The following is a 25,323-nucleotide window of genomic DNA, read 5'->3' on the forward strand; positions in this document are numbered from 1 at the left end:
CCACAGTTTGATCTTCGTTACTCCAGGCGTAACGGTTCGTCCTCCAGCTTGATTGATGCCCTTGCGCTTCACTCCTAAGGTAAGCCCCACGACAGCAACCCCCCGTGGAGCGACCATGACAACAACCATCACCCCCGACTCGCGCTGGACGCGGCGGCGCGACGAGAAGCAGCGGCGGCTCGGGCTGGTCAAAAAATACGCAGACGGGGCGGTGTTGCCCAGTGACAAGATCGTCGAGGCCCTTGAAGCCTTGATCCTCCCCGGCGACCGCGTAGTGCTGGAGGGCAACAACCAGAAGCAGGCCGACTTCCTCTCGCGCTCCCTGGCCAAGGCCGACCCCGCCAAGCTCCACGATTTGCACATGATCATGCCCAGCGTGGGCCGTTCCGAGCACTTGGACCTGTTTGAAAAGGGCATTGCCCGCAAGCTGGATTTCTCTTTCGCCGGCACCCAATCCCTGCGCATCAGCCAGTTGCTGGAAGACGGCATGCTGGAGATCGGCGCGATCCACACCTACATCGAACTCTATGCGCGGCTGGTGGTGGACCTGATCCCCAACGTGGTGCTCTCGGCCGGTTTCATGGCCGACCGTGCCGGTAACATTTACACCGGCGCCAGCACCGAAGACACCCCGGCGCTGATCGAACCCGCTGCCTTCAGCGATGGCATCGTCATCGTGCAGGTCAACCAGTTGGTGGACGACGTTACCGACTTGCCTCGCGTCGACATCCCCGCCAGTTGGGTGGATTTCGTGGTGGTGGCCGACAAGCCGTTCTACATCGAGCCGCTGTTCACCCGCGACCCACGCCATATCAAGCCGGTGCATGTGTTGATGGCGATGATGGCGATCCGGGGCATCTACGAAAAACACAATGTGCAGTCGCTCAACCATGGCATTGGCTTCAACACCGCCGCCATCGAATTGATCCTGCCCACCTACGGCGAATCCCTGGGCCTCAAAGGCAAGATCTGCCGCAACTGGACCCTCAACCCGCACCCCACATTGATCCCGGCGATTGAAAGCGGTTGGGTAGAAAGCGTGCATTGCTTCGGCACCGAACTGGGCATGGAAAACTACATTGCCGCACGCCCGGATGTGTTCTTCACCGGCCGCGATGGCTCGATGCGCTCCAACCGCATGTTCTGCCAACTCGCCGGCCAATACGCCGTGGACCTGTTTATCGGCGCCACCCTGCAAGTGGATGGCGACGGGCATTCCAGCACCGTGACCCGTGGCCGCCTCGCCGGTTTCGGTGGCGCGCCGAACATGGGCCACGACCCACGCGGCCGCCGTCATGGCACACCGGCCTGGCTGGATATGCGCCACGACGATGCGCCTGAGGCCTTGCTTGAACGCGGCAAAAAACTCGTAGTGCAGATGGTCGAGACCTTCCAGGAAGGCGGTAAACCCACTTTCGTCGACACCCTGGACGCGGTAGAAGTGGCCCGCAAAAGCGGCATGCCCCTGGCGCCCATCATGATCTACGGCGACGACGTCACCCACTTGCTCACCGAAGAAGGCATCGCCTACCTGTACAAGGCGCGCTCCCTGGAAGAACGTCAGGCAATGATCGCCGCCGTCGCCGGGGTGACCGCCATCGGTATGCGCCACAACCCCAAGGACACTGCGCGCATGCGCCGCGAAGGGTTGATTGCCTTGCCCGAAGACTTGGGTATTCGCCGCACCGACGCCACCCGCGAGTTGTTGGCCGCCAAGAGCGTGGCCGACCTGGTGGACTGGTCTGGTGGCCTCTACAACCCGCCCGCCAAATTCAGGAGCTGGTAAATGCGCGCGCTCAAACAGCATGAACTGAGCCTGGCCGATCGCCTGGCGGATATGGCCGTGGATGCGCTGATCGACGAAGCGGATTTGTCGCCTAAACCCGCTCTGGTAGACCGGCGCGGCAACGGCGCCCACAGCGATTTGCACCTGGGGCTGATGCACGCCTCGGCGCTGTCGCTGTGGCCGATGTTCAAGGAAATGGCCGAGGCCGCGCTCGACATCGGCGAAGTCGGCCTGCCCCTGCGCGAAGCGCTCGGTCGTATTGGCCGGGAAGGCGAGCAGGCCATGCTCGCCACCACCCAGGGCGTGAACACCCATCGCGGTGCGATCTGGGCGCTGGGTTTGCTCACTGCTGCGGCGGCCCTGGAGCCCCGCGCCATAACCCTGACCGCCGCCAAGCTGGCCCTGCTCAACGACCGCTTCGCCCCGCAGCCCATGAGCCATGGCGCCCAGGTTGCCCAGCGCTACGGCGCACGCGGCGCCCGTGAAGAAGCCCAGCTCGGCTTCCCTTCAGTGACGCAACGCGGCCTGCCGCAACTGCACAAGAGCCGCCGCGAAAACGCCGGTGAGCAGAACGCCCGGCTGGATGCTTTGCTGGCGATCATGACGGACCTGGCAGACACCTGCGTGCTCTACCGCGCCGGTACCGAAGGCCTGGCTACCATGCAACAGGGCGCCCAGGCCGTGCTCGACGCCGGTGGCAGCGCAACCCTGGCCGGACGCCGCCAACTGCATGAACTGGACCTGCAACTGCTGGCCTTGAATGCCTCCCCCGGCGGCGCCGCCGACCTGTTGGCCGCCTGCCTGTTTATCGACCGCCTCGACGGAGCGTTGTGATGGAAACCTTATCCTTTGAATTCCCCGCCGGGCAGCCCCCCAAAGGCCGTGCGCTGGTGGGCTGCGTCGGCTCGGGCGACCTGGAAGTGCTGCTGGAGCCGGGCACGCCCGGCACCTTGACCATCCAGGTGCAAACCTCGGTCAATGGCGCGCAGCAACGCTGGCAGCACCTGTTCGAACGCATCTTCCAGGAGCAGACGCCACCGGCCCTGAACATTGATATCCACGACTTCGGTGCCACACCCGGTGTGGTGCGCTTGCGCCTGGAGCAAGGTTTCGAGGAGATCGGCCATGACTGACTTACTCGCTAAACACAGCTTTGTCGAACTTGGCGCCCGGCAGCGCGCCAAGGCGCTGTTGGATGCAGGCACCTTCCGCGAGTTGATCGACCCGTTCCAGCGGGTCATGTCGCCGTGGCTCAGCCGCCAGGGCGTGGTGCCCCAGGCCGATGATGGTGTGGTGATCGCCAAGGGCAGCATCGGCGCCAAGCCTGTGGTGATTGCCGCGATCGAAGGTAATTTCCAGGGCGGCAGCCTGGGTGAAGTTGGCGGTGCGAAAATCGCGGGCGCCTTGGAACTGGCCGCCGAAGACAACCGCAACGGCGTCCCCACCTGCGCGTTGCTACTGCTGGAAACGGGCGGCGTGCGCTTGCAGGAAGCCAACCTGGGCTTGGCTGCCATTGCCGACATTCACGCGGCGATTGTCGACCTGCGCCAGTACCAGCCGGTGATCGGCGTGGTGGCCGGCAGTGTCGGTTGCTTTGGGGGCATGTCCATCGCGGCTGGCTTGTGCAGCTATCTGGTGGTCACTCGCGAAGCACGCCTGGGATTGAATGGCCCCCAAGTGATCGAGCAGGAGGCTGGCCTGGAGGAATATGACTCCCGCGACCGCCCGTTTATCTGGAGCCTTACCGGTGGCGAGCAGCGCTTCAACAGTGGCTTGGCCGACCGTTATGTGACGGACGATGTGGCGCAGATCCAGCAGACTGTCAGCGCACTGCTGCAGCAGGGCGTGCCCACACAACCGCGCAGCCGGCGCGCTGATTTTTACCTGGCGCGCCTGGCCGAACTGGACGCGAGCGCGCAAATCGAGCCGGCGACTGTTCGCGCGCTGTATCAGGGAGAACGCTCATGAGAGGCTTGCAGTGGTTCAACGCGTTGAGCGCCAACGTAACGCCGGTCGAAGGTTTGCCGGGCTCATTGAAAGTGGCGGATGGTGTGTTGGGTGAACAGGCGGTGCGCTACATCGCCGTGGTTCCCGACCCGCACAACCGCTTCCCCCGCGCCCGCAATGGCGAAGTCGGCCTACTGGAAGGCTGGGGCTTGGCCAAGGCGGTGGACGAAGCCATCGCCCGGGGTGACAAGCGCCCCATCATCGCTATCGTCGACGTACCCAGCCAAGCTTATGGCCGTCGCGAAGAAGCCCTTGGCATTCATCAGGCCCTGGCCGCCGCCGCTGACAGCTACGCTCGCGCTCGGCTCGCCGGCCACCCGGTGATCGCCCTGCTGGTGGGCAAGGCCATGTCGGGGGCGTTCCTCGCCCACGGCTACCAGGCCAATCGCCTGATCGCCCTGCGCGACCCTGGCGTGATGGTGCATGCCATGGGCAAAGCCTCGGCGGCCCGGGTGACCTTGCGTAGCGTCGAAGAATTGGAAACCCTGGCCGCCAGCGTGCCGCCGATGGCCTATGACATCGACAGCTATGCCAGCCTGGGATTGCTGTGGGAGACGTTGTCAGTCACCCGGATTGAACAACCCACGACGGATGACGTGGCGCGAGTCAGCGATTGCCTGGTGCAGGCAGTCAAGGATATCGGCAGTACCGACTTGAGCTCACGCCTTGGCGCCACCAACCGAGCCGCCTCCAGCCGAGTGCGCCAGCTGTTGCGGGAGCAATGGTGAACGCCCACGACTTACTCTGGGGCATGACCCTGGCGCATCTGCCTGCCGATGCCCCGGCCTGGGTGCGGGACCCGATCCGTGCCGGGCATCCGGTAGTGGTGCGGCGTGCCATCGCCGAGCCGGGCCATGTGGCGGTCGGTGTGCGTGGGCGTTTGCGTGAGCAGCGTTTTGCCGCCCAGATGCCCGTGGCGGCGGTGCAACGGCGGGTGGCGCCGCAAGCTTTGCGAGCGGCGGTCTCACCACGGGATTTACCGGCGCTGCGGGCCCTCGATCAACTGCGGCCGGTGCTGGCGCCGCAAGATTGGGGCGTCAGCGGCAGTGCCGGGTTTGAATTGGCCAGTGGCATTGAAGCGCTGCATGCCAACAGTGATCTGGATTTGATTCTGTGCGCGCCCAAGCCCCTGGATCGTAGCGAGGCGCGAGCGCTGTTGGCGATCCTGGACACCGCGCCCTGCGCCGTCGACCTGCAACTGCAAACCCCTTTCGGCGCCGTCGCGTTGCGCGAATGGGCCGGCCCCTCACGCCGTGTACTGCTCAAGACCGTCTGCGGTGCGCACCTTGTGCTCGACCCTTGGCAGGCCGTGGCATGAGCAGCCTTCTGGTGTTTCCGGGGCAGGGCGCCCAACGCAGCGGCATGCTCCAGGTGTTGCCGGCCGACATTCTGCAAGAGGCCAGCGATGCCCTGGGTGAAGACGTTCGTCGGCTCGACTCGGCGCAGGCGCTTGAATCGACGCGGGCTGTGCAACTGTGCCTGTTGATCGCCGGCGTGGCCCATGCCCGGCAATTAGAGTGCACGCCGGATTATGTGGCGGGCCTGTCCATCGGCGCCTACCCAGCCGCGGTGATGGCCGGGGCCCTGGACTTCGCTGATGCGATAAAACTGGTCAGCCTGCGTGGTGAACTGATGCAGCAGGCTTATCCACAGGGCTATGGCATGACGGCGCTGATCGGCCCTGATCTTTCCAGGGTCGAGGCCTTGCTGGCGGATATCCACAGCCCGCATACGCCGGTGTACCTGGCCAATATCAATGCCGACAACCAGACCGTCATCGCCGGCAGCAACGAGGCGATGAAGCGAGTTGCCGAAAGCATCAAAGGCAACGGTTTCGCCAAGCGCCTGGCCGTCAGCGTGCCGTCTCACTGCCCGTTGCTGGAGCAACCCGCCCAGGCACTGTTCCAAGCCTTCGTCCCACTCAAGGCGCCGCGCATTACTTACCTGAGCAGCACCCGCGCGCGACCTATCCACAACCCCGAACAACTGCGTGACGACCTGGCCTTCAATATGTGCCGCGTCGTCGATTGGCGCGGCACGGTGCAAAGCGCTTACGAGCGTGGTGTGCGCCTGCAAATCGAACTGCCTCCGGGCGCGGTGCTCACCGGTCTGTCACGCCGTGTGTTTGAACAGGGCACGGTGATCGCCTGCGAAGGCGCCCGCCTGGACACCTTGCAGGCCCTGCTGCAAGAGGAGGAACGCCGCCACCGATAACGCAGTACCCAAGGCTTTCGAAGCACAAAAACAACAATTTCGAACGAGCACTTTGAGGACAACAACCATGATTATCTACGGTGTGGCTTTTTTGGCGTTCTGCACGTTGGCAGGGCTGTTTGTGGGTGAGCTGCTGGGCAAGCTGCTGGGTATCCCGGCCAACGTCGGCGGCGTGGGTATCGCCATGCTGCTGTTGATCGGCCTGGGCAGCTACCTGAGCAAACGCGGCCTGTTTACCGGCAAGTCAGAGCAAGGCGTGAGTTTCTGGGCTGCGATCTATATCCCGATTGTGGTGGCGATGGCTGCCCAGCAAAACGTGTATGGCGCGATCAGCGGCGGGCCTATGGCGATTCTGGCCGGGACCCTCGCCGTGGTGCTTGGCTTTGCCCTGGTGCCCGTGCTGGTGCGTATCGGTAACCGCGAGCCGGTTGCGGTTGCTCCCACTAAAGAAGCGGGGTGATCGCCATGTACGAATCGATGATGAAAGTGATCACCGGCTACGGCTTGATCAGTGGTTTCGCCGTAATCGGCCTGACCATGTGGGTGTCTTATTGGATCTCCGATACCTTCACCAAGGGCCGCCTGCATGGTTCGGCCATTGCCATTTTGCTGGGGTTGGCGCTGTCGTATGTGGGCGGTGCGTTTACGGGTGGTTCCAAGGGCGTGGTGGATATTCCACTGTTGTCGGGCATCGGCCTGCTGGGCGGTGCGATGCTGCGCGACTTTGCCATTGTCGCCACGGCCTTTGGCGTGAGTGTCGATGAGCTCAAACGCGCCGGCTTCGTGGGGGTGCTGGCGCTGTTTGTCGGCGTGGGCTCGTCGTTCGTTGCCGGGGTAGGGGTGGCGATGGCGTTCGGGTACACCGATGCGGTGAGCCTCACCACCATCGGCGCCGGGGCCGTGACCTATATCGTCGGCCCGGTGACCGGCGCGGCGATTGGGGCCAGCTCCGAGGTGATGGCGCTGTCCATTGCCGCGGGGTTGATCAAGGCCATTCTGGTAATGGTGATGACGCCGTTCGTGGCGCCGCTGATCGGGCTGAACAACCCACGCAGCGCGGTGATCTTCGGTGGCTTGATGGGCACCTCCAGCGGTGTGGCGGGCGGCCTGGCGGCGACTGATCCGAAGCTGGTGCCTTATGGGTGTTTGACGGCGGCGTTCTATACGGCGCTGGGGTGTTTGCTGGGGCCGTCGTTGTTGTTTTTGCTGATGCGTGGGTTGGTGGGCTGAGAGGGGATGATCGTTCCCACGCTCCGCGTGGGAACGCCTCTTGTGACGCTCTGCGTCACGGTCAAAAAGCGGACGCGGAGCTTCCTAAGCTGCGCTCCCACGCAGAGCGTGGGAGCGATCGTCCTCAGCTTTGACGATTGGCGTACATCCGACACTCCGCCAACAACGCCAGCAAGTTCGGATCGCGCTCCTTGGCTTTCAGGAACACCACACCGATCTGCTGTTGCAAGCGATACCTGGGCTGCAACGGTATCAGCTTCACGCGGTTCTCATACACCGCTGCGATACGTCCTGGCAGCAGCGCATAACCCACCCCTGAACTGACCATGCTCAGCAAGGTGAAGATATCGTTCACCTGCATCGCCACCTTCGGCTCGAACCCGGCCTGATGGAATACCCGGTTGCCGTCCTGATGCGTGGCGAAGCCCTGGGTGAGGGTGATGAAGGTGGCATCGCGCACGTCGGCCAGGTCGATTTCCTGATCGCGGTCCAGGGGCGAATCGGCCGGGGTGGCGAGGAAGATGTCATCGCTGAACAGCGCGATCTGCTCGCAGTCGGGGTCGTGGGCGTGTTCGTCGAGGGAGATGAGGATCGCGTCCACTTCCATGTTCTTGAGCTTATAGAGCAGGTCGAAGTTGGAGCCCAGGATCAGGTCGATATTCAGTTCGCTGCGCCGGATTTTCAGGCCCATGATCAACTGTGGCACGGTCTTGACCGTCAGCGAATACAGCGAGCCGAGCTTGAAACGTTCGGCCGAGAACCCAGCGGCTTCGCGGGTCAGGCGCACGCTGTCGACCACGTCGGCCACCAGTTTCTGCGCACGCTCTTCGAGCACGTAGGCGCTTTCCAGCGGAGTGAGGTTGCGCCCCTCGTGTTTGAACAGCGGGCAGCGCAGGGCACTTTCCAGGGAGTGAATGGCGCGGTGCACGCTGACATTGCTGGTTTGCAGCTCGGCGGCCGCGCGGGCCAGGTTGCCGGTGCGCATGAACGCCAGGAAGATCTCCAGCTTCTTGAGGGTGAATTCTTCGTCGATCAGCATGGCCTTGGGCTCTTGTTCGATTGCACTCGATTGTGCCCGTAAACGCGGCTGTCGTCGCCGGAACGTCACGTGCCGCTTGCACTCTGATGCGCAAGGCTGGACGCTTGTCCGCCTGTTCTTGAGGGTTACGGGAGGTCAGTGACAGATGTACCACGGGGAACGATTCAACGCCTGGAGCCATTTGCTCGGTGCAGTCGCGGCCTGTATTGGCGCCGTGTGGATGTTGGTAGTGGCGAGCCTGGACGGCAGCCCCTGGAAGATCGTCAGCGTGGCGATTTATGGCTTTACCCTGATGGTGCTTTACAGCGCGTCGACGGTGTACCACAGCGTGCGAGGCCGGCGAAAAGCGATCATGCAGAAGGTCGATCACTTTTCCATTTACCTGTTGATAGCCGGCAGTTATACGCCATTCTGCCTGGTGACCCTGCGCGGGCCGTGGGGCTGGACGTTGTTCGGGATTGTGTGGGGGCTGGCGGTGATCGGCATCCTGCAGGAGATCAAGCCGCGTTCGGAGGCGCGGATTTTGTCCATCGTGATCTACGCCGTGATGGGCTGGATCGTACTGGTAGCGGTCAAGCCGCTGATGGCGGCGTTGGGTACGGCAGGGTTTATCTGGTTGGCGTCCGGTGGGGTGCTGTACACCGTAGGCATTATCTTTTTTGCCCTGGAGGATCGCTTGCGCCATTCCCACGGCATCTGGCATTTGTTTGTGATTGGCGGAAGCCTGCTGCATTTCGTGGCGATCATGCATTACGTGCTCTGATTGTGGGAGGGGGCAAGCCCGGCTCCCACACTTAAAGGCGTTCCAGTAGCACCTGGGCGCGGCGACCAAAAATCTCTAGCAACTTGGCCAGCATATGCGGTGGAGGTTCGTTGGCACGGGTCAGCGCGTAGAGGGTGATCGGCAGCGGCGGGGTGAGCGTTCGGATATGGGTGGTGGCCGTTGAAGCACCCAATGCTGTGAACGGATCGATCACGGTCAGGCCCGCGCCGGATTCGACCATCGCGCGGGCCAGTGAATAGGTCTGTACCGAGATCGTCACGCGTGGTGGCGGGTCGACGCTTTCCAGATAACTCTCCAGCTTGGCGGCCAGCGGGTCAGCGCTGGAGAGGCCGATCAAGGGCGCGCCGGCCAGTTCGGCCAACGGCAGGGGCTGATGCCGTTCGGCATCGGGCCAATAGCCTTTGGACGCCAATGCCACCAACACCCCGTTGGCCAATACTTGAGTGGTAAGCCCCGGATGCCCGGAAAAGTTGAGCGTCAGCGCCAGGTCGATCTCGCGCATCAACAGCTTTTGCACCAGCTCGTGGCTATGGTCACTGGACAGTTCACAGGCAATGTCCGGGTAATCGCGCTTCCATTCCAGGACCGCCGGCGGTAGCAGCGCCAGCGCCAGCGCCGGGATTGCGCCGATGCGAATGCTTTGTCCCGGTTCGCGGCGCAAACTTTTCGCCAGGCGCCGCACGCCTTGCAGGCTTGCGCTGACTTTCTCGACTTCGCGTTCCAGCGCCAGGGCTTCCGGGGTGGGTTGCAATTTACCCCGTACCCGCAGGAATAACGCAAAGCCCAACTGCAGCTCGGCGTGCTGCAGCACTTTGGTCACCGCCGGTTGCGAGACGTGCAGCAACTGCGCGGCGGCACTGATGGAGCCGGTCTGACGGATGGCCTGGAAGATTTCGATATGACGCAAGCGCATGGCGAGTCCCATAACCTTTGTTTATAGGTGAGCCATCTTTATTCATTGTCGGTGACCTGTCACCTGGCTCTACGCTGAGCGCTCTTAATCAACGGTTGGGGGCTGGGATGGCCAGGCAGGTTTGCATCATCGGCGGTGGGGTTATCGGCTTGGCCAGCGCTTATGCGTTGGTGCGGGCTGGCCATGAGGTCACGCTGATCGATGCCCGTGGCACCTTGGGCAGCGAAACCAGTTTTGCCAACGGTGGACAACTGTCCTATCGCTATGTTGCGCCACTGGCCGACGCGGGCGTGCCCTTGCAGGCAATCGGGTGGTTGCTGCGGGGCGACTCGCCCTTGAAGTTGCGACCCCGCCTCGACCCACAGCAATGGCGCTGGATGGCGGCCTTTATCGGCGCTTGCCGAGGTTCGGTCAACACGCGTAACGGTGCCCATCTTCTGCGCTTGGCTACCCTGAGTCAGGGCACATTACAGCAGTGGCGCGAGGATGATCGCCTGGGCGGCTTCGACTGGCGGCGCAACGGCAAGCTGGTGATGTTTCGCAGTACCAGCACCTTCGAACATGCCCGCGCCAAGGTCACAAATTTCCTGCAGCAACAGGTGTTGTCGTCTGTTGAGTGCGCTCGCCTGGAGCCCGCACTGGCGGCCGGTGGCTTTGTCGGCGGCATCTACACGCCGAACGAGGAAGTGGGGGATTGTCACGCTTTTTGCCGGCAATTGGCGGCCCGGCTTGAGGCGTCGGGGCGTTGCAGGTTCTTGCTCGGGCGCAAGGTCACCGGGCTGCGCCATGCTGGCGGTGCGGTGCAGGCCATCGAACTGGGTGATGAGGTGATGCCAGTCGAGCAACTGGTCCTGGCGGCCGGTTATCGCAGCGCTGAGTTGGCACTGCCGGGGCTGTCACTGCCCTTATACCCGCTCAAGGGCTACAGCCTGAGCGCGCCGATTGGCCCGCAACACAAGGCGCCGAATGTGAGCATCACCGACTACGACCGCAAGATCGTCTACGCGCGCCTCGGCGAGCAACTACGGGTCGCGGCCATGGTGGATATTGTGGGATTCGATGCCGGCCTTGAGCCTTCGCGCCTGGCGTTGATAAAGCGCCAGGCAGTAGAGACATTTCCCCATGCAGCTGACTACGCACACGCGCTCGAATGGGCTGGCATGCGCCCGGCCACGCCAACGGGCGTGCCGCTGATTGGCGCCAGTCGCTATCGCAACCTGTGGCTGAACCTGGGCCACGGCGCGCTTGGCTTTACCCTGGCCTGCGGCAGCGGCCAACTGCTGGCCGAATTGATCGACCAGCGCACCCCTTCCATTGATATGCAGGGCCTGACGCCCCGCGCCGCTTGAGGATGCAGCCGTGACCATTACCCGAATCAACAGCAACGAACGACTCAGCGGTGCCGTGACGTTCAAGGAACTGGTGTTCCTGTCGGGCCAGGTACCCGGCGACGGCCTGGATGTGGCTACCCAGACCCGGGAAGTGCTGGCCCGAATCGACACGCTGTTGGCCGAGGCGGGTAGCGATAAGGACCACTTGCTCAACGCGACGATCTACCTGAAGGACATCGCTGCCGGTTTTACGCCGATGAATGAAGTCTGGTCCGCATGGCTCTCGCCAGGCATGGCGCCCACGCGCACTACCTTGCAGGCAGAGCTGGCGCGGCCGAGTGTGCTGGTGGAAATCAGCGTGATTGCAGTCCGTAAATAACCTCAAAGACCCACGGAGAATAACAATGAAAACAATCCTGTTGACCGGCTGCGCGCTGGGGCTTTTGTTGAGCGCACAGGCCCATGCAACCGAAGCGCCACTGGAGGGCACTTTGAGCAAGATCGCCAGCGCCAAGTCCATCACCCTTGGCTACCGCGATGCGTCGGTGCCGTTTTCCTACGTGGGGGATAACAGTGGTAAACCGATGGGCTACTCGGTGGACCTGGCAAACAGGATTGTCGAGCGTATTCAGCAGAAAACCGCAGTGGGCGACCTCAAGGTGAAGTACAACCTGGTGACGTCCCAAACCCGCATCCCGCTGGTGCAGAACGGCACTGTCGACCTGGAGTGCGGGTCCACCGGCGTGACGGCTGAGCGCCAGAAGCAGGTGGCATTCTCCTACGGGTTTATCTACGTAAAGGGCCAGTTGCTCACGGCCAAGGACAGCGGGATCAAAGGCTTTGCCGACCTTGCGGGCAAGAATGTGGTGACCACTGCCGGCACCACCAATGAGCGCTTTCTCAAAAGTTATAACGCTGAACACAAAGCCAATATGTTCGTGATCAGCGCCAAGGACCATGGCGAAGCGTTCAAGATGCTCGAGACTGGCCGGGCGGTAGCGTTCTATATGGACGACGCGTTGCTCTACGGCGAGCGCGCCAAGGCCAAGGACCCGCATCACTGGGTGGTCGTCGGCGAGGAGCAGTCGCGGGAGATCTACAGCTGCATGGTGCGCAAGGATGACCCGCAGTTTCTGGCTGTGGTCAACGAAACCCTGGGCGATCTGTACCGCTCGGGAGAGATTAACGGGATTTACCAGCGCTGGTTCGAGCAGCCGATTCCGCCCAAGGGCTTGAACCTGGAGTTCCCGATGACCCGCGAGTTGAAAGCGATCATCGCCAAGCCGGTGAGTGACCCAGTGGAGTAGGCCTGGGGTAACCCGATAAAACTGTAGGAGCTGGCTTGCCTGCGATAGCGGTCTGTCAGTTGTAAATTAACTGCCTGAACCACCGCTATCGCAGGCAAGCCAGCTCCTACAGTTGATTGGGTTTACAGGGTGAGGTCAGAAGTCGCCCCAGAGTTGTTGGGCGACGGAGAGTGCGACGACGGGCGCGGTCTCGGTACGCAACACCCGCGGGCCGAGGCGAGCGGCGTGGTAGCCGGCGCCCTGGGCGGTCTCGACTTCATTGTCGGTGAGCCCACCCTCGGGGCCGATCAAGAACGCCAGGCTCGATGGCTTGGCGTGGCTGATCATCGGTTCTGCCACCGGGTGCAGCACCAGCTTCAAATCCGCCTCGGTTTGCTTGAGCCAGTCTGCCAGCAAGAGCGGGGGGTGAATCACCGGCACCGTTGAGCGCCCACATTGCTCGCACGCGCTGATTGCCACCTGGCGCCAGTGCAGCAAGCGCTTGTCGGCGCGTTCGTCTTTGAGGCGCACTTCGCAGCGCTCGCTGAAGATCGGTGTGATGGCATTGACGCCCAGTTCAGTGGCCTTCTGGATCGCCCAATCCATGCGCTCGCCCCGGGACAGGCCCTGGCCGAGGTGAATATGCAGGGGCGATTCGGCCTGGCCGGCAAAGCTATCCGTGAGTTGCACGGTGACGCGTTTTTTACCGACTTCCAGCAAGGTGCCACGAAACTCCTGGCCGGAGCCGTCGAACAATTGCACGGCATCGCCTTCACTCATGCGCAGCACACGGCTGATGTAATGCGCCTGGGCTTCGGGCAGTTCGTGGTCACCGAGACTCAGCGGGGTGTCGGTGAAAAAGCGGGACAGTCTCATGTCTGTTCTCTGAAGAGGTTGTTTATGTAGGAGCGAGGGGGACGCCTAGTTCTTGCTCGCGAAAAATGTACATCCGACGCAGCGGTGCGCCTGGAATGCCTTCGCGAGCAAGCTCGCTCCTACAAGGATTTCGGCAATCAACCCGGATCACGGAAGCCCGGGTGAAAATCTTTGGGCACCGCCACACTGACCTTGCTGTTGGTGGCGATATCTATCCCCTCGCTGGCCACCTCGGCCAGAAAGTCGATCTGCTCCGGGGTAATCACATACGGCGGCAGGAAATACACCACGCTGCCCAGTGGCCGCAACAGCGCACCGCGCTCCAGCGCGTGCTCGAAGACCTTCAGGCCACGGCGCTCCTGCCACGGGTAGGCGGCCTTGGTGGCTTTGTCCTGCACCATCTCGATAGCCAGCACCATGCCGGTCTGGCGCACTTCGGACACGTGAGGATGGTCGACCAAGTGCGCGGTGGCGGTCGCCATGCGCTGGGCCAGGGCCTTGTTGTTTTCGATGACGTTGTCTTCTTCAAAGATATCCAGCGTCGCCAACGCCGCCGCACAGGCCAGCGGGTTGCCTGTGTAGCTGTGGGAGTGCAGGAAGGCACGCAGGGTCGGGTAGTCGTCGTAGAAGGCGCTGTAGACCTCTTCGGTGGTGACCACGGCGGCCAGTGGCAGGTAACCGCCGGTGAGCGCCTTGGACAGGCACAGGAAGTCCGGGCGGATGCCGGCCTGTTCACAGGCGAACATGCTGCCGGTGCGGCCAAAGCCCACGGCGATCTCGTCGTGGATCAAGTGCACGCCATAGCGGTCGCAGGCTTCGCGCAGCAGCTTGAGGTACACGGGGTGGTACATGCGCATGCCACCGGCACCCTGGATCAGCGGCTCGACGATCACGGCAGCGACGGTGTCGTGATGCTCGGCCAGGGTCTGCTCCATCGCCAGGAACATGTTGCGCGAGTGTTCTTCCCAGCTCATGCCTTCGGGGCGCAGGTAGCAGTCCGGGCTCGGCACCTTGATAGTGTCGAGCAGCAACGCCTTGTAGGTCTCGGTAAACAACGGCACGTCGCCCACCGACATCGCGGCGATGGTTTCGCCGTGGTAGCTGTTGGTGAGGGTGACGAAGCGCTTTTTGTTCGGCTGGCCGCGGTTGAGCCAGTAGTGGAAGCTCATCTTCAGCGCCACTTCGATGCAGGACGAACCGTTATCGGCGTAGAAGCAGCGGGTCAGCCCTTCGGGTGTCATCGCGACCAGGCGTTCGGACAGCTCGATCACCGGTTGATGGCTGAAACCGGCGAGGATCACGTGCTCCAGCTGATCGACCTGATCCTTGATACGCTGGTTGATCCGCGGGTTGGCGTGGCCGAATACGTTGACCCACCAGGAACTGACGGCATCGAGGTAGCGCTTGCCTTCGAAGTCTTCCAGCCATACGCCTTCACCGCGCTTGATGGGCACCAGGGGCAATTGCTGGTGGTCTTTCATCTGGGTGCAGGGATGCCACAGCACCGCGAGGTCGCGTTGCATCCACTGGTTATTCAAGCCCATCGGTGATCTCCTCGAAGCGGTCCTGCGGCGGGCGCAGGCGAAACAATCGCGCAAGCCTATGCAATGGTGGCTTGGCTCACAAGCCATTGTGGGGAAATTCGCGGTAAATGCAGGACGGTCTGTCACGTTTCCCAGGGATAGTCTTAATCCCTTGTTAATTTATGATGCCTAGCCTCGTTATCGTATTTTTCGATATTTCAAAGCAAAATTTTCCGCTTTAATTCGATAGGTAAAGCGCTAGTCTTGGGCACAGTTCTTACGGGATTAAGTACATGCAGCTACGTAATTCGCCGGCCCGCTATGGTTGGGTCAGCATGGTTCTGCACTGGGGTGTAGCCCTGGTGGTGTTCGGTTTATTTGCCTTGGGCTTGTGGATGGTCGGACTCGATTACTACAGCGCCTGGCGCAAAGATGCGCCCGACTTGCACAAGAGCATTGGCATCACGCTGTTCGCCATCATGCTGGTACGGATCGTCTGGCGCCTGGTCAGCCCGCCGCCGCCACCGCTGGCCAGCTATAGCCGCATGACGCGGATCGGTGCCGCATTTGGGCACGCGTTTCTTTATGTCGGGCTGTTTGCCGTGATGATTGCCGGTTACCTGATTTCCACCGCAGACGGTGTCGGTATCCCGGTGTTTGGCCTGTTTGAAATTCCTGCCGTGGTTTCCGGTCTACCGGACCAGGCAGATACCGCGGGTTGGGTGCACCTGTACCTCGCCTGGGTGTTGGTGGTCTTCGCTGGCTTGCACGGCGTGGCGGCACTGAAACACCATTTTATCGATCGTGATGCGACCCTTGCGCGAATGCTGGGACGCAAAGCCTGATGTTCAACCTCGACTCACAAGGAATAGAAAGCATGTTGAAAAAAACACTCGCTGCGCTGGCAATCGGTTCTGCCCTGCTGTCCGCAGGTTCGGCGATGGCCGCTGACTACGTGATCGACAAGGAAGGCCAGCACGCCTTCGTCGATTTCAAAATCAGCCACCTGGGTTACAGCTACATCACCGGTACCTTCAAGGACCTGGATGGCAAGTTCAGCTTTGACGCCGCCAAGCCCGAAGACGCCAAGATTGAAGTCAACGTGCGTACTGCCAGCGTGTTCTCCAACCACGCCGAGCGCGACAAGCACGTCAACAGCAAGGACTTCCTGGAGTCGGGCAAATTCCCTGATGCCAAGTTCGTTTCCACCAGCGTCAAGCCAACTGGCAAAAATGCTGATGGCAAGCTGACTGCTGATGTGACCGGGGACCTGACCTTCCACGGCGTGACCAAGCCGATCCTGGTCAAAGCCACGTTCCTGGGCGAAGGCAAGGATCCATGGGGCGGCTACCGTGCCGGCTTCGAAGGCACCACCAACATCAGCCGCAAGGAATTCAACAAGGACGGCATGGACGTAGGTCCACAGTCTGACAACGTGCAGTTGTACATCACGTTTGAAGGTGTGAAAGCGAAGTAATGCTTCGTATGTAGGAGCGAGCTTGCTCGCGAAGGCCGCAAGGACACCGCGTTAAACCAGGATGCCCGCGTTATCGTTGACGACCTTCGCGAGCTAGCTCCTACAGGCAAAAAAAACCCGTATCTCACGATACGGGTTTTTTTTATGCTTCGCGGTTGCGAGTCAGCAGCGCTGGTTTCTCACCACGAGGGCGGCCTGGCAGTTGATCCAACTGCTCAGGTGTCGGGAAGCGATCCGCTTTCGACTCCTTGTGGATGATCTTCGGCGCCGGGCCACCCCGTGGGTTTTGTACTGCAGGCTCGGACGAGCGAGGCTGATCGTCACGGGCAGGGCGGCGGTTGTTGCTGCGTGAATCTTCGCGACGGGCCTGGCCGTCACGCGGTGCGCCATTGCGCGGGCCGCTGCGCTTGGCAGGCGGGGTACCGGTGGTGCCGCCGCTGCTGTTGCGCGGGGCGTTCTGGCGACCGCCCTGTGGCTGGCCGCTACGTGGAGCGCCTGCGCCCTGGGCAGGAGCCCCTGGGCGACGGCCACGGCCCTGGGCCGGTTTGGCCTGGGGCACGTAGTCGACGCGGTTACCGAAGTTATCGATATCGTCGTCAAGGAACTCGTCCGGGGCGCGGTCGGCCGCGGCGCGTGGCGGCTGGCTCGGCTGGCGCTGTTCGCGGGCCGGGGTGCCTTCACGGGGCTTCTGCTCACGGGCCGGGCGTTCGCCACGGCTGCTGGTCGCGGATTTTTCCTTGCCCTTGTCCTTGCCTTTGTCGCGACGACCACCGCCACCACCGCCGCCGTTCGGGCCATCGCCCTTCGGACCACGTGGGTTGCGCGGGTTGCGCACATCCGGACGCTCGCGCGCTTCTGGCTTCTCGGCCTCCACGGCGCTGGCATCGAAGCCCATCAGGTCGCCATCGGCGATTTTCTGCTTGGTCATGCGCTCGATGCTTTTCAGCAGTTTTTCTTCGTCCGGCGCGACCAGCGAAATGGCCTCGCCCGAACGACCGGCACGGCCCGTACGGCCGATACGGTGCACATAGTCTTCATCGACGTTTGGCAGCTCGAAGTTGACCACGTGTGGTAACTGGTCGATATCCAGGCCGCGTGCGGCGATATCGGTGGCCACCAGGATACGCACGCTGCCGGCCTTGAAGTCGGCCAGGGCTTTGGTGCGCGCGTTCTGGCTCTTGTTGCCGTGGATGGCGACGGCGGTGAGGCCGTGCTTGTCCAGGTACTCGGCCAGGCGGTTGGCGCCGTGCTTGGTGCGGGTGAACACCAGCACCTGTTCCCAGGCACCCTGGGTGATCAGGTGCGCCAGCAGCGAGCGCTTGTGGCTGGCGGCAAGGCGGAACACGCGTTGCTCGATACGCTCGACCGTGGTGTTGGGCGGCGTGACTTCGATGCGCTCCGGGTTGTGCAGCAGCTTGCCGGCCAGGGCGGTGATGTCGTTGGAGAACGTTGCCGAGAACAGCAGGTTCTGACGTTTGGCCGGCAGGCGGGCGAGGACCTTTTTCACGTCATGGACAAAGCCCATGTCGAGCATGCGGTCGGCTTCGTCCAGCACGAGGATTTCCACGTGGGACAAATCGACGCTGCCTTGGCCGCACAGGTCGAGCAAGCGACCCGGGCAGGCCACCAGTACATCGACGCCACGGGACATGGCCTGAACCTGAGGGTTCATGCCGACGCCGCCGAAGATGCAGGCGCTGACGAACTTCAAGTCGCGGGCATACAGCTTGAAGCTGTCGTGCACCTGAGCGGCGAGTTCGCGGGTTGGGGTCAGGACCAGTACACGCGGTTGGCGCGGGCCGTGACGTTGGGATTTGTCCGGGTGACCGTTGGGAAACAACCGCTCCAGGATCGGGAGGGCGAAACCGCCGGTTTTACCAGTACCTGTCTGAGCCGCGACCATCAGGTCGCGACCTTGCAACACGGCGGGAATGGCCCGCTGTTGCACCGGAGTAGGCTCGGTATAGCCCGCTGCCTCGATGGCGCGGACTAAAGCCTCGGAGAGACCGAGGGAAGCAAAGGACATGAGTAATCCTGTTTTAGTTAGGGCTTGGCCCAAAGGGATAATCTTGCCGGGCGTGAATGGCGCTTAGGGGAGCGCAACCCCGTCCGGTCCTGCTGCGTCTGGCGGGCACTCCACCGGCTCGCGCGGGCTGCAAAGCTGCGCAGTAGCTGGGTTGGGTGCCGTTTTCAAGACCCGAGCGGCCGGGCGTAAGCCTGGCGGAAAGGCCGCAGTATAACAGAGCAATCACTGCGCGCTGCTTTCCTGCTGCTCAACGGCGTGTTCGGGGGCTGGTATGGGTGCCGTTTGCTCGTGCATCCGGCCATATTTGGCGCTCAATGTGGCATAGGCGGGCTCTTGCTTGAAGCGCTTGAGCTCGGCGGCAAAGCGTTGCACCAGCAGGTCCATGCCTGCGCCACGGCGTACCGCAAGAAATTGCTGCTGGCGGCTGACCACCACCGATGCCTGGCTGACTTTACCTTCCAGGCCCAGGGCCTTGAGCACGTGGTGCCCCACGCGCCGGTCAGTCACCACCATATCGACGCGCCCCAGCATGAGTTTGCCAAAGTTGGCTTCATGGCTGGGGGCGGGTTCGCGCTGGAAGGTGTTGGACTTACTGAACGCGTCGCCATAAAGGTAGCCAGGGGAAACGCCAACGGTCAGGCCGCGCAGGTCGTCGAGCGTGGCGGCGGGGTGAGGGCGTTCGTTGGCATAGAACAAGACAAATTCGACTTCCGACAACGGCTCGCTGGGATAGAGCAGCAACGCGTCGCGCTCCTGGCTGTGAAAGATATCCAGCGCGCCGTCGGCGTGGCCCTGCTCGAGCATCGCCAAGCAGCGCTTCCAGGGCAGGAACTGCCATTGCACCTCCACCCCCAGGCGCTGGAACACGATCAGGGTGGTTTCATAATCCAGGCCGGCCATGGTGCCGTTGTCTTCGTAGACATAGGGCGCCCAGGGTTCGGTGACAATGCGCAGTTTCTCGCCATGAGCGGCCAGGCTCAGGCAAGAAAACAGCACAGCGGTCAACAGCTTGAAGAGGACGGGCATACCCTGAGGTTACGACGCTCCCCGAAGAAAGAGAAGCTCTGGCACGCGCATTGGCGGGCGGTCTTACTTCGCGGGAGCGTTCAGCAGGTGTTCGTGGATCGCGGCCCGGCGCTCACCCAGAATCAAACGCACCACGGGGTTGGCGAACCAGTGTTCCAACTGGTGGGCATCAATCGGGCGCTTCTGGCGTTCTTCCTGGTTTTGTCGGGCCTTGTCCCACCAAACCGGGCCGCACGCCTGGTCGAACTCGTTTTCGTGTTCGTAGCAGCCGTAGAGAATCTCGCGGATGAACTGTTGCTGATGCTTGGGCAGCAGCAGGGTGATCAGCTTGTACATCAAACGCTGCAAACGCGGCGGGCGCGGCAGGTGCGAGGAGACTTGGCGCGTATCGGCCAGGGCTTGCACACTGGTGGGCGCGCTGGCGTGCTTGGCGATCCACGCCTTGACCTTGGCCCGGAACAGCTGTTTGCGGCTCCAGTAGTGGTGGATCAGGTCCGGGCACTCGCGCACCTTGAGGGTACGGTAGGCGGCGATGGACAGGCAGAACTCTTCCAGGGTGTAGGCGCCCTGGGCGTGGGGGAACAGTTCATCCATCAACTCGATGGAGTGGTCGAGGATGTGCGCATCCTGTTGGGTCAGGCCCATGACGCCGGAGTTGAGGGTCATCATGTCATCGTCGGCCACGCCCATGTCCAGCAGGCGCTGGCGCAGGGCGGTGTAGAGGATGCTTTCGTGATTGTCGCCGTACTTGGTGTAGAAAGCGTTGCACAGCAGGGTGCCGGGCTGTACGCGTTCGAACAGGGCCATGGGCGAATGATGGAAGAAGGTGTCGGTGTCGATGAGCAATGCTACCGGGGATTCTTGCAGCACCTGGCGCAGCACCACGTGTTTGGTGCGAAAGTGATAGCCGTGGGGCTCGCTCCAGCGTTTGCGGGTGGCCTCGTCCAGCGGGCGGACGCGCACCGGCAGCAAGCGATAGGGTTCGGGGTTGTCGCTGAATACCTGAATGTCGATGTTCGCGTCCGGCGTGTCCTGCAGGAATGCCAGTGCGCTGGCGATGCTGAATACGGCTTCCTGATGGTAGGTGTCGGCGCCGAAGACCAGGTAGACCAGTTGCGGGCGGGACGTCGAGGGCACTGTATTCATGGACTGCGGGGTTCCGTGGGTAACGTAAAACGACAAAGGCCCTCGTCAGAACGAGGGCCTTGGTACAACCGGTCAAGCGTTAACGTGGCAGCTTGAGGTTGTTCCAGATGGCAAGGCTGGGTTCAGCCTGGTTCAGGGTATAGAAATGCAACCCTGGTGCACCACCTTGCAACAATTGCTCACACATCTCGGTGATGACCTGCTCGCCGAACGCCTGGATGCTTTTGACGTCATCGCCATAGGCTTCCAGTTGCTTGCGCACCCAGCGCGGGATCTCGGCACCGCAGGCGTCGGAGAAGCGCGCCAGCTTGCTGTAATTGGTGATCGGCATGATGCCCGGCACGATCGGGATGTTCACGCCCATCGCCCGTACACGCTCGACGAAGTAGAAGTAGCTGTCGGCGTTGAAGAAATACTGGGTGATCGCACTGTCGGCGCCGGCATTGGCCTTGCGCACGAAGTTCTGCAAATCGTCTTCGAAATTGCGCGCCTGGGGGTGCATCTCCGGGTAAGCGGCTACTTCGACATGGAAGTGATCGCCACTTTCTTCGCGGATGAAGCTCACCAGATCGTTGGCGTAGCGCAGCTCACCGCTGGCCATGCCCATACCCGATGGCAGGTCGCCACGCAGGGCAACGATGCGCTTGATGCCGGCGGCTTTGTATTGGGTCAGCAGGCTACGCAGGTCGGCCTTGCTGTCGCCCACGCAGGACAAATGCGGAGCGGCGGGAACTTTGACTTCACTTTCAAGCTGCAACACGGTGTTGATCGTGCGATCACGGGTCGAACCGCCAGCGCCGTAGGTGCAGGAGAAGAAGTCAGGGCTGAAGCTGGCCAACTGCTTGGCAGTTGCCATCAGTTTTTCATGCCCAGCATCGGTCTTGGTCGGGAAGAACTCGAAGCTGTAGCGACGGTCTTGGGACATGGTCATACCCTTGGAAACTCGAAAGCCTGGAAGGCATACACAATCGATGCGGGTGCCTGGCTTTCTGTGGGAGCTGGCTTGCCTGCGATAGCATCCGCTCGGTGTTACTGGAACACCGAGGCGTCTGCATCGCGGGCAAGCCCGGCTCCCACAGAAGAGCCGGCGCCAGCAAGGCCGATCAGTAGCGGTAAGCGTGCGGCTTGAACGGGCCTTCAACCGTCACGCCGATGTAGTCGGCCTGGGTCTTGGTCAGTTGAGTCACCACGCCGCCGAAGCCGCGGACCATTTCCAGGGCCACTTCTTCGTCGAGTTTCTTCGGCAGTACTTCCACAGTCAGGCGCTCGGCTTTCTGGGCTGGCGACAGGTCGGCGTACTTCTGTTCGAACAGGAAGATCTGCGCCAGCACCTGGTTGGCGAACGAGCCATCCATGATGCGGCTTGGGTGACCAGTGGCGTTGCCCAGGTTCACCAGGCGGCCTTCGGCCAGCAGGATCAGGTAGTCATCGTTCTGTGGGTCGAAATCACCAGCGCCGGTACGGTGAACCTTGTGTACCTGCGGCTTCACTTCTTCCCATGCCCAGTTCTTGCGCATGAAAGCGGTGTCGATCTCATTGTCGAAGTGACCGATGTTGCAGACAACGGCGCGCTTCTTCAGGGCCTTGAGCATGTTCGCATCGCACACATTCACGTTACCGGTGGTGGTGACGATCAGGTCGATCTTGCCCAGCAGGGCTTTGTCGATGCTGGCTTCGGTGCCGTCGTTCTGGCCGTTGATGAACGGCGAAACCACTTCGAAACCGTCCATGCAGGCTTGCATGGCGCAGATCGGGTCGACTTCGGAGACCTTGACGATCATGCCTTCCTGACGCAGGGACTGGGACGAGCCCTTGCCCACGTCACCGTAGCCGATCACCAGGGCTTGCTTGCCCGACAGCAGGTGGTCGGTGCCGCGCTTGATCGCATCGTTCAGGCTGTGACGGCAGCCGTACTTGTTGTCGTTCTTGCTCTTGGTCACCGAGTCGTTGACGTTGATGGCCGGGATTTTCAGCTCGCCCTTGGCCAGCATGTCCAGCAGGCGGTGTACGCCGGTGGTGGTCTCTTCGGTCACGCCGTGGACGCGGTCGAGGATCTGCGGGTATTTCTTGTGCAGCAACTCGGTGAGGTCGCCGCCGTCGTCAAGGATCATGTTGGCATCCCAAGGCGCGCCATCTTTGAGGATGGTTTGCTCCAGGCACCACTCGTACTCTTCTTCGGTCTCGCCTTTCCAGGCGAATACCGGGATACCGGCAGCAGCGATAGCGGCAGCGGCCTGGTCTTGAGTCGAGAAGATATTGCAGGACGACCAACGCACTTCGGCACCCAGAGCAACCAGGGTTTCGATCAGCACGGCAGTCTGGATGGTCATGTGGATGCAGCCGAGAATCTTGGCGCCCTTGAGCGGCTGCTCAGCGGCGTACTTGCGGCGCAGGCCCATCAGGGCTGGCATTTCGGATTCGGCGATAAAGGTTTCGCGACGGCCCCAGGCAGCAAGGGACATGTCGGCGACTTTGTAGTCGTTGAAATCTGCAGGCGTCATTACAGCGCTCATAGAGAGCCTCCATTCGTAGTGTGCGAATGGGCGCCGTTGTGCGTTTAGTATCAGGCCAGGGCAACCAGGCCGGACAACGCCCCATCCGAGCCTGACAGGTTGAACCTGCTGCAGCGCCCCTCGGACAGGTGGCGGGAGAACGGTATCAATCGAAGATGACCGTTTTGAAGCGGAGGCGATTATAGCCGTGTAAGCGGCACTTCCCAAGCCTTTCTGTCGGCGGCATGAAGATCGTTCATGGGCTTGATAGCTAATGGTTCATAGAGCTTGGGTCCTTGCTCTGCCATGATGTTGCCTATCATTTGGCAAGACGCTTTGGAGTGACCATGAACTTCCACACCCGCAAATGGGTAAAACCCGAAGACCTCAACCCCAACGGCACACTGTTCGGCGGCAGTCTGTTGCGCTGGATCGACGAAGAAGCGGCCATCTACGCCATTGTCCAACTCGGCAACCAGCGCGTGGTCACCAAGTACATCTCGGAAATCAACTTTGTCAGCGCCTCGCGCCAGGGCGACATCATCGAGCTGGGGATCACGGCCACCGAGTTTGGTCGTACCTCTATTACCCTGACCTGTGAAGTGCGTAACAAGATCACGCGCAAAAGCATCCTGACGGTAGAAAAAATGGTCTTCGTCAACCTCGGCGAAGACGGTTTGCCCGCGCCTCACGGCCGTACAGAGATCAAGTACGTCAAGGATCAGTTCCAGGAAGACGGCCTCAGCGAGTAATCCCGCGCAGGACCAGTGAACGCTCTTCATCAACCATAGGTCGTACCTGAACATCGCCCCCCGTTCAGGTATCACCATGGCTACGCAAGAAGACGGCAAGACCCCCAACCTGTCCCAGGAAGAGCAGCAGGACGTCGACAAGAACCAGCCGCCCCGCGCAGCGGTATTGCACGAAATCATTCGTACCCAGGGCGACCAGGAGCTGGAGCGCAGTGTCGCCGCGTTGTGGTGGTCGGCCTTGGCAGCCGGGCTGACCATGGGCTTGTCACTGATGGCCATGGGGCTGCTCAATTCACGCCTGCCTGAGGGCGAAGCCTTCAAGGTAATTGCCAGCTTCGGCTACTGCGCGGGCTTCCTCGCGGTGATCCTGGCACGCCAGCAACTGTTTACCGAAAACACCCTGACCGCCGTGCTACCGGTGATGAGCAAGCCAACCCTGGCGAATGCCGGGCGTCTGTTGCGGCTGTGGTCAGTGGTGCTGGTGGGCAACCTGTGTGGCACCTTGCTGGTGGCATACGTGATGCTGCACCTGCCGATCTTCGATACCAAGACCGACCTGGCCTTCCTCGAGATCGGGCGCAAGGTCATGGAGAACGACCCCGCGCAGATGTTCGCCAAGGGCATCGTCTCCGGTTGGATGATCGCCACCATGGTCTGGATGATCCCGTCGATGGAGAGTGCCAAGCTGTGGATCATCATTCTGATCACCTACTTCATGGCTCTGGGTGACTTCACCCATATCGTCGTCGGTTCAGCCGAAGTGTCCTACCTGGTATTTGCCGGCGAGTTGCCATGGAAGGATTTCTGGCTGGTCTTCGCCGGGCCGACCCTGGCCGGCAACATCATCGGCGGCAGTTTCATCTTCGCGTTGATCAGCCATGCGCAGGTTCGCAGCGAAAGCAGCCTGCCAGGTAAAAAGGCTGCGGACCCGAGGCATCCGCAGCAGATCAACAAGGATCAGTGATGCTCAGGCGTGGCCTGGGGTTCGTCCCGGGTCACGTGCTTGACCAGCTTGCCGATGCTCAACCCCTGCAACAGGATCGAAGACAGCACCACGATGTAGGTGATGCTCAGCAACAAGTCACGCTCCGGGCCCAGAGGCAGGGCCAAGGCCAGTGCCACCGAAACCCCGCCGCGCAAGCCACCCCAGGTAAGGATACGGATAGTGCCGCGCGGTACCGTGCGCCAACGGCGCAGCAACAGGATCGCCGGGGCCACGGTCAGCAGGCGCGAGAGCAGGATCGCCACTGCCAGCAGGCTGGCCGCGAACACGTGCAGCCAGTTGAATGGCAATAGCAGCAGCTCCATGCCGATCAGCGCAAACAGCAAGGCATTGAGCATGTCATCGAGCAGTTCCCAAATTTTGCCATTCGCATTTTTTTGTCAGTTATTCGGAATGCCTGTAGAATGGAGAT

Annotated in this window: 26 protein-coding genes, 1 pseudogene and 1 riboswitch; of the genes and pseudogenes, 17 read left to right on the forward strand and 10 right to left on the reverse strand. The window is 61.7% G+C overall.

All coding sequences use genetic code 11. The annotated features are described in order from the left end of the window. Positions 1 to 115: 115 nt before the first annotated feature. From mdcA to madM, 9 genes are all read left to right on the forward strand, one after another. The gene (gene mdcA, locus FXO12_RS20160) at positions 116 to 1,786 is read left to right on the forward strand and encodes a malonate decarboxylase subunit alpha (RefSeq protein WP_054916902.1); all 1,671 of its coding nucleotides are present in this window, start codon (positions 116 to 118) and stop codon (positions 1,784 to 1,786) included. Further along, a complete protein-coding gene (locus tag FXO12_RS20165; RefSeq protein ID WP_057976487.1) occupies positions 1,787 to 2,620 on the forward strand; it encodes a triphosphoribosyl-dephospho-CoA synthase in 834 nt (277 codons plus the stop codon). Beyond that, a complete protein-coding gene (locus tag FXO12_RS20170) occupies positions 2,620 to 2,919 on the forward strand; it encodes a malonate decarboxylase subunit delta (protein WP_014720312.1) in 300 nt (99 codons plus the stop codon). Before FXO12_RS20165 ends, FXO12_RS20170 begins: the two co-directional genes overlap by 1 nt. Further along, on the forward strand, positions 2,912 to 3,754 hold the full coding sequence (locus tag FXO12_RS20175) for a biotin-independent malonate decarboxylase subunit beta (RefSeq protein ID WP_057976489.1): 843 nt from the start codon (positions 2,912 to 2,914) through the stop codon (positions 3,752 to 3,754). Before FXO12_RS20170 ends, FXO12_RS20175 begins: the two co-directional genes overlap by 8 nt. Beyond that, a complete protein-coding gene (mdcE, locus tag FXO12_RS20180) occupies positions 3,751 to 4,521 on the forward strand; it encodes a biotin-independent malonate decarboxylase subunit gamma (RefSeq protein ID WP_057976491.1) in 771 nt (256 codons plus the stop codon). The genes FXO12_RS20175 and mdcE overlap by 4 nt, the downstream gene beginning before the upstream one ends. Then, a complete protein-coding gene (locus FXO12_RS20185) occupies positions 4,515 to 5,111 on the forward strand; it encodes a malonate decarboxylase holo-ACP synthase (protein ID WP_057976493.1) in 597 nt (198 codons plus the stop codon). The genes mdcE and FXO12_RS20185 overlap by 7 nt, the downstream gene beginning before the upstream one ends. Continuing rightward, positions 5,108 to 6,007: a malonate decarboxylase subunit epsilon gene (gene mdcH, locus FXO12_RS20190; RefSeq protein ID WP_057976495.1), complete on the forward strand. Its 900-nt coding sequence runs from the start codon at positions 5,108 to 5,110 to the stop codon at positions 6,005 to 6,007. The genes FXO12_RS20185 and mdcH overlap by 4 nt, the downstream gene beginning before the upstream one ends. Before the next feature lie 67 nt (positions 6,008 to 6,074). Continuing rightward, positions 6,075 to 6,467, forward strand: coding sequence for a malonate transporter subunit MadL (madL, locus tag FXO12_RS20195; RefSeq protein ID WP_057976496.1), 393 nt, complete (start codon positions 6,075 to 6,077; stop codon positions 6,465 to 6,467). A gap of 5 nt (positions 6,468 to 6,472) precedes the next feature. Next, positions 6,473 to 7,237, forward strand: coding sequence for a malonate transporter subunit MadM (madM, locus tag FXO12_RS20200; RefSeq protein ID WP_032897715.1), 765 nt, complete (start codon positions 6,473 to 6,475; stop codon positions 7,235 to 7,237). Between the two features lie 124 nt (positions 7,238 to 7,361). Here the strand turns inward: madM and FXO12_RS20205 are convergent, their stop codons facing one another. Continuing rightward, positions 7,362 to 8,276, reverse strand: coding sequence for a LysR substrate-binding domain-containing protein (locus FXO12_RS20205; protein ID WP_014720307.1), 915 nt, complete (start codon positions 8,274 to 8,276; stop codon positions 7,362 to 7,364). Positions 8,277 to 8,421: 145 nt separating this feature from the next. On the opposite strand from FXO12_RS20205, the gene FXO12_RS20210 reads away from it, so the two are divergent. Next, positions 8,422 to 9,039, forward strand: coding sequence for a hemolysin III family protein (locus tag FXO12_RS20210; protein ID WP_003195019.1), 618 nt, complete (start codon positions 8,422 to 8,424; stop codon positions 9,037 to 9,039). A 31-nt stretch (positions 9,040 to 9,070) separates the two neighbouring features. Here FXO12_RS20210 and FXO12_RS20215 read toward each other — a convergent pair whose 3' ends face one another. Then, entirely contained in the window at positions 9,071 to 9,973 is a 903-nt protein-coding gene (locus FXO12_RS20215) for a LysR family transcriptional regulator (protein WP_034128925.1), read from the reverse strand. 107 nt (positions 9,974 to 10,080) lie between these two features. Between FXO12_RS20215 and FXO12_RS20220 the strand changes: the two genes are divergently transcribed. The 3 genes from FXO12_RS20220 to FXO12_RS20230 are packed head-to-tail and all read left to right on the forward strand — an operon-like array spanning position 10,081 to position 12,611. Continuing rightward, on the forward strand, positions 10,081 to 11,322 hold the full coding sequence (locus FXO12_RS20220; RefSeq protein WP_034128924.1) for a D-amino acid dehydrogenase: 1,242 nt from the start codon (positions 10,081 to 10,083) through the stop codon (positions 11,320 to 11,322). Between the two features lie 10 nt (positions 11,323 to 11,332). Continuing rightward, the gene (locus tag FXO12_RS20225) at positions 11,333 to 11,683 is read left to right on the forward strand and encodes a RidA family protein (protein ID WP_034128923.1); all 351 of its coding nucleotides are present in this window, start codon (positions 11,333 to 11,335) and stop codon (positions 11,681 to 11,683) included. A gap of 25 nt (positions 11,684 to 11,708) precedes the next feature. Then, positions 11,709 to 12,611, forward strand: coding sequence for a transporter substrate-binding domain-containing protein (locus tag FXO12_RS20230; protein ID WP_057976498.1), 903 nt, complete (start codon positions 11,709 to 11,711; stop codon positions 12,609 to 12,611). A 135-nt stretch (positions 12,612 to 12,746) separates the two neighbouring features. Here the strand turns inward: FXO12_RS20230 and FXO12_RS20235 are convergent, their stop codons facing one another. Together FXO12_RS20235 and FXO12_RS20240 are read right to left on the reverse strand one after the other, a co-directional pair. Next, positions 12,747 to 13,466, reverse strand: coding sequence for a 16S rRNA (uracil(1498)-N(3))-methyltransferase (locus FXO12_RS20235; protein ID WP_054897560.1), 720 nt, complete (start codon positions 13,464 to 13,466; stop codon positions 12,747 to 12,749). Positions 13,467 to 13,603: 137 nt separating this feature from the next. Next, on the reverse strand, positions 13,604 to 15,010 hold the full coding sequence (locus FXO12_RS20240) for an adenosylmethionine--8-amino-7-oxononanoate transaminase (protein ID WP_034128920.1): 1,407 nt from the start codon (positions 15,008 to 15,010) through the stop codon (positions 13,604 to 13,606). A gap of 272 nt (positions 15,011 to 15,282) precedes the next feature. Between FXO12_RS20240 and FXO12_RS20245 the strand changes: the two genes are divergently transcribed. Then, positions 15,283 to 15,834: a cytochrome b gene (locus tag FXO12_RS20245; RefSeq protein ID WP_014720299.1), complete on the forward strand. Its 552-nt coding sequence runs from the start codon at positions 15,283 to 15,285 to the stop codon at positions 15,832 to 15,834. A 32-nt stretch (positions 15,835 to 15,866) separates the two neighbouring features. Beyond that, positions 15,867 to 16,466, forward strand: coding sequence for a YceI family protein (locus tag FXO12_RS20250; protein ID WP_014720298.1), 600 nt, complete (start codon positions 15,867 to 15,869; stop codon positions 16,464 to 16,466). Positions 16,467 to 16,608: 142 nt separating this feature from the next. On the opposite strand, the gene FXO12_RS20255 is transcribed toward FXO12_RS20250, so the two are convergent. The 5 genes from FXO12_RS20255 to ahcY all read right to left on the reverse strand — a co-directional run bounded on the left by FXO12_RS20255 (position 16,609) and on the right by ahcY (position 23,177). Further along, positions 16,609 to 18,492, reverse strand: a complete 1,884-nt coding sequence (locus FXO12_RS20255; protein ID WP_054897559.1) for a DEAD/DEAH box helicase — start codon at positions 18,490 to 18,492, stop codon at positions 16,609 to 16,611. A gap of 222 nt (positions 18,493 to 18,714) precedes the next feature. Then, positions 18,715 to 19,518 (reverse strand): ABC transporter substrate-binding protein, encoded by an 804-nt coding sequence (locus FXO12_RS20260; protein WP_034128918.1) that lies wholly within the window; start codon positions 19,516 to 19,518, stop codon positions 18,715 to 18,717. 63 nt (positions 19,519 to 19,581) lie between these two features. Continuing rightward, on the reverse strand, positions 19,582 to 20,664 hold the full coding sequence (locus tag FXO12_RS20265; RefSeq protein WP_034128917.1) for a hypothetical protein: 1,083 nt from the start codon (positions 20,662 to 20,664) through the stop codon (positions 19,582 to 19,584). A gap of 79 nt (positions 20,665 to 20,743) precedes the next feature. Then, a complete protein-coding gene (gene metF, locus FXO12_RS20270; RefSeq protein ID WP_034129073.1) occupies positions 20,744 to 21,589 on the reverse strand; it encodes a methylenetetrahydrofolate reductase [NAD(P)H] in 846 nt (281 codons plus the stop codon). 178 nt (positions 21,590 to 21,767) lie between these two features. Continuing rightward, complete coding sequence (ahcY, locus tag FXO12_RS20275; RefSeq protein WP_034128916.1) at positions 21,768 to 23,177, reverse strand: adenosylhomocysteinase; 1,410 nt, start codon at positions 23,175 to 23,177, stop codon at positions 21,768 to 21,770. A gap of 21 nt (positions 23,178 to 23,198) precedes the next feature. Next, positions 23,199 to 23,305: riboswitch (S-adenosyl-L-homocysteine riboswitch) on the reverse strand. A gap of 198 nt (positions 23,306 to 23,503) precedes the next feature. Here ahcY and FXO12_RS20280 point away from each other — a divergent pair. Both FXO12_RS20280 and FXO12_RS20285 read left to right on the forward strand, forming a co-directional pair. Continuing rightward, positions 23,504 to 23,908: an acyl-CoA thioesterase gene (locus FXO12_RS20280; RefSeq protein WP_034128915.1), complete on the forward strand. Its 405-nt coding sequence runs from the start codon at positions 23,504 to 23,506 to the stop codon at positions 23,906 to 23,908. Positions 23,909 to 23,984: 76 nt separating this feature from the next. After that, entirely contained in the window at positions 23,985 to 24,872 is an 888-nt protein-coding gene (locus FXO12_RS20285) for a formate/nitrite transporter family protein (RefSeq protein WP_034128914.1), read from the forward strand. Here the strand turns inward: FXO12_RS20285 and FXO12_RS20290 are convergent. After that, positions 24,866 to 25,273, reverse strand: a pseudogene (locus FXO12_RS20290) (cation:proton antiporter); the annotation flags it as partial. The gene FXO12_RS20285 and the pseudogene FXO12_RS20290 sit on opposite strands and share 7 nt — an antisense overlap. Between the last annotated feature and the right edge of the window lie 50 nt (positions 25,274 to 25,323).

Source organism: Pseudomonas sp. J380 (genome assembly GCF_009827115.1).
Taxonomy (GTDB): Bacteria; Pseudomonadota; Gammaproteobacteria; order Pseudomonadales; family Pseudomonadaceae; genus Aquipseudomonas; species Aquipseudomonas paracarnis.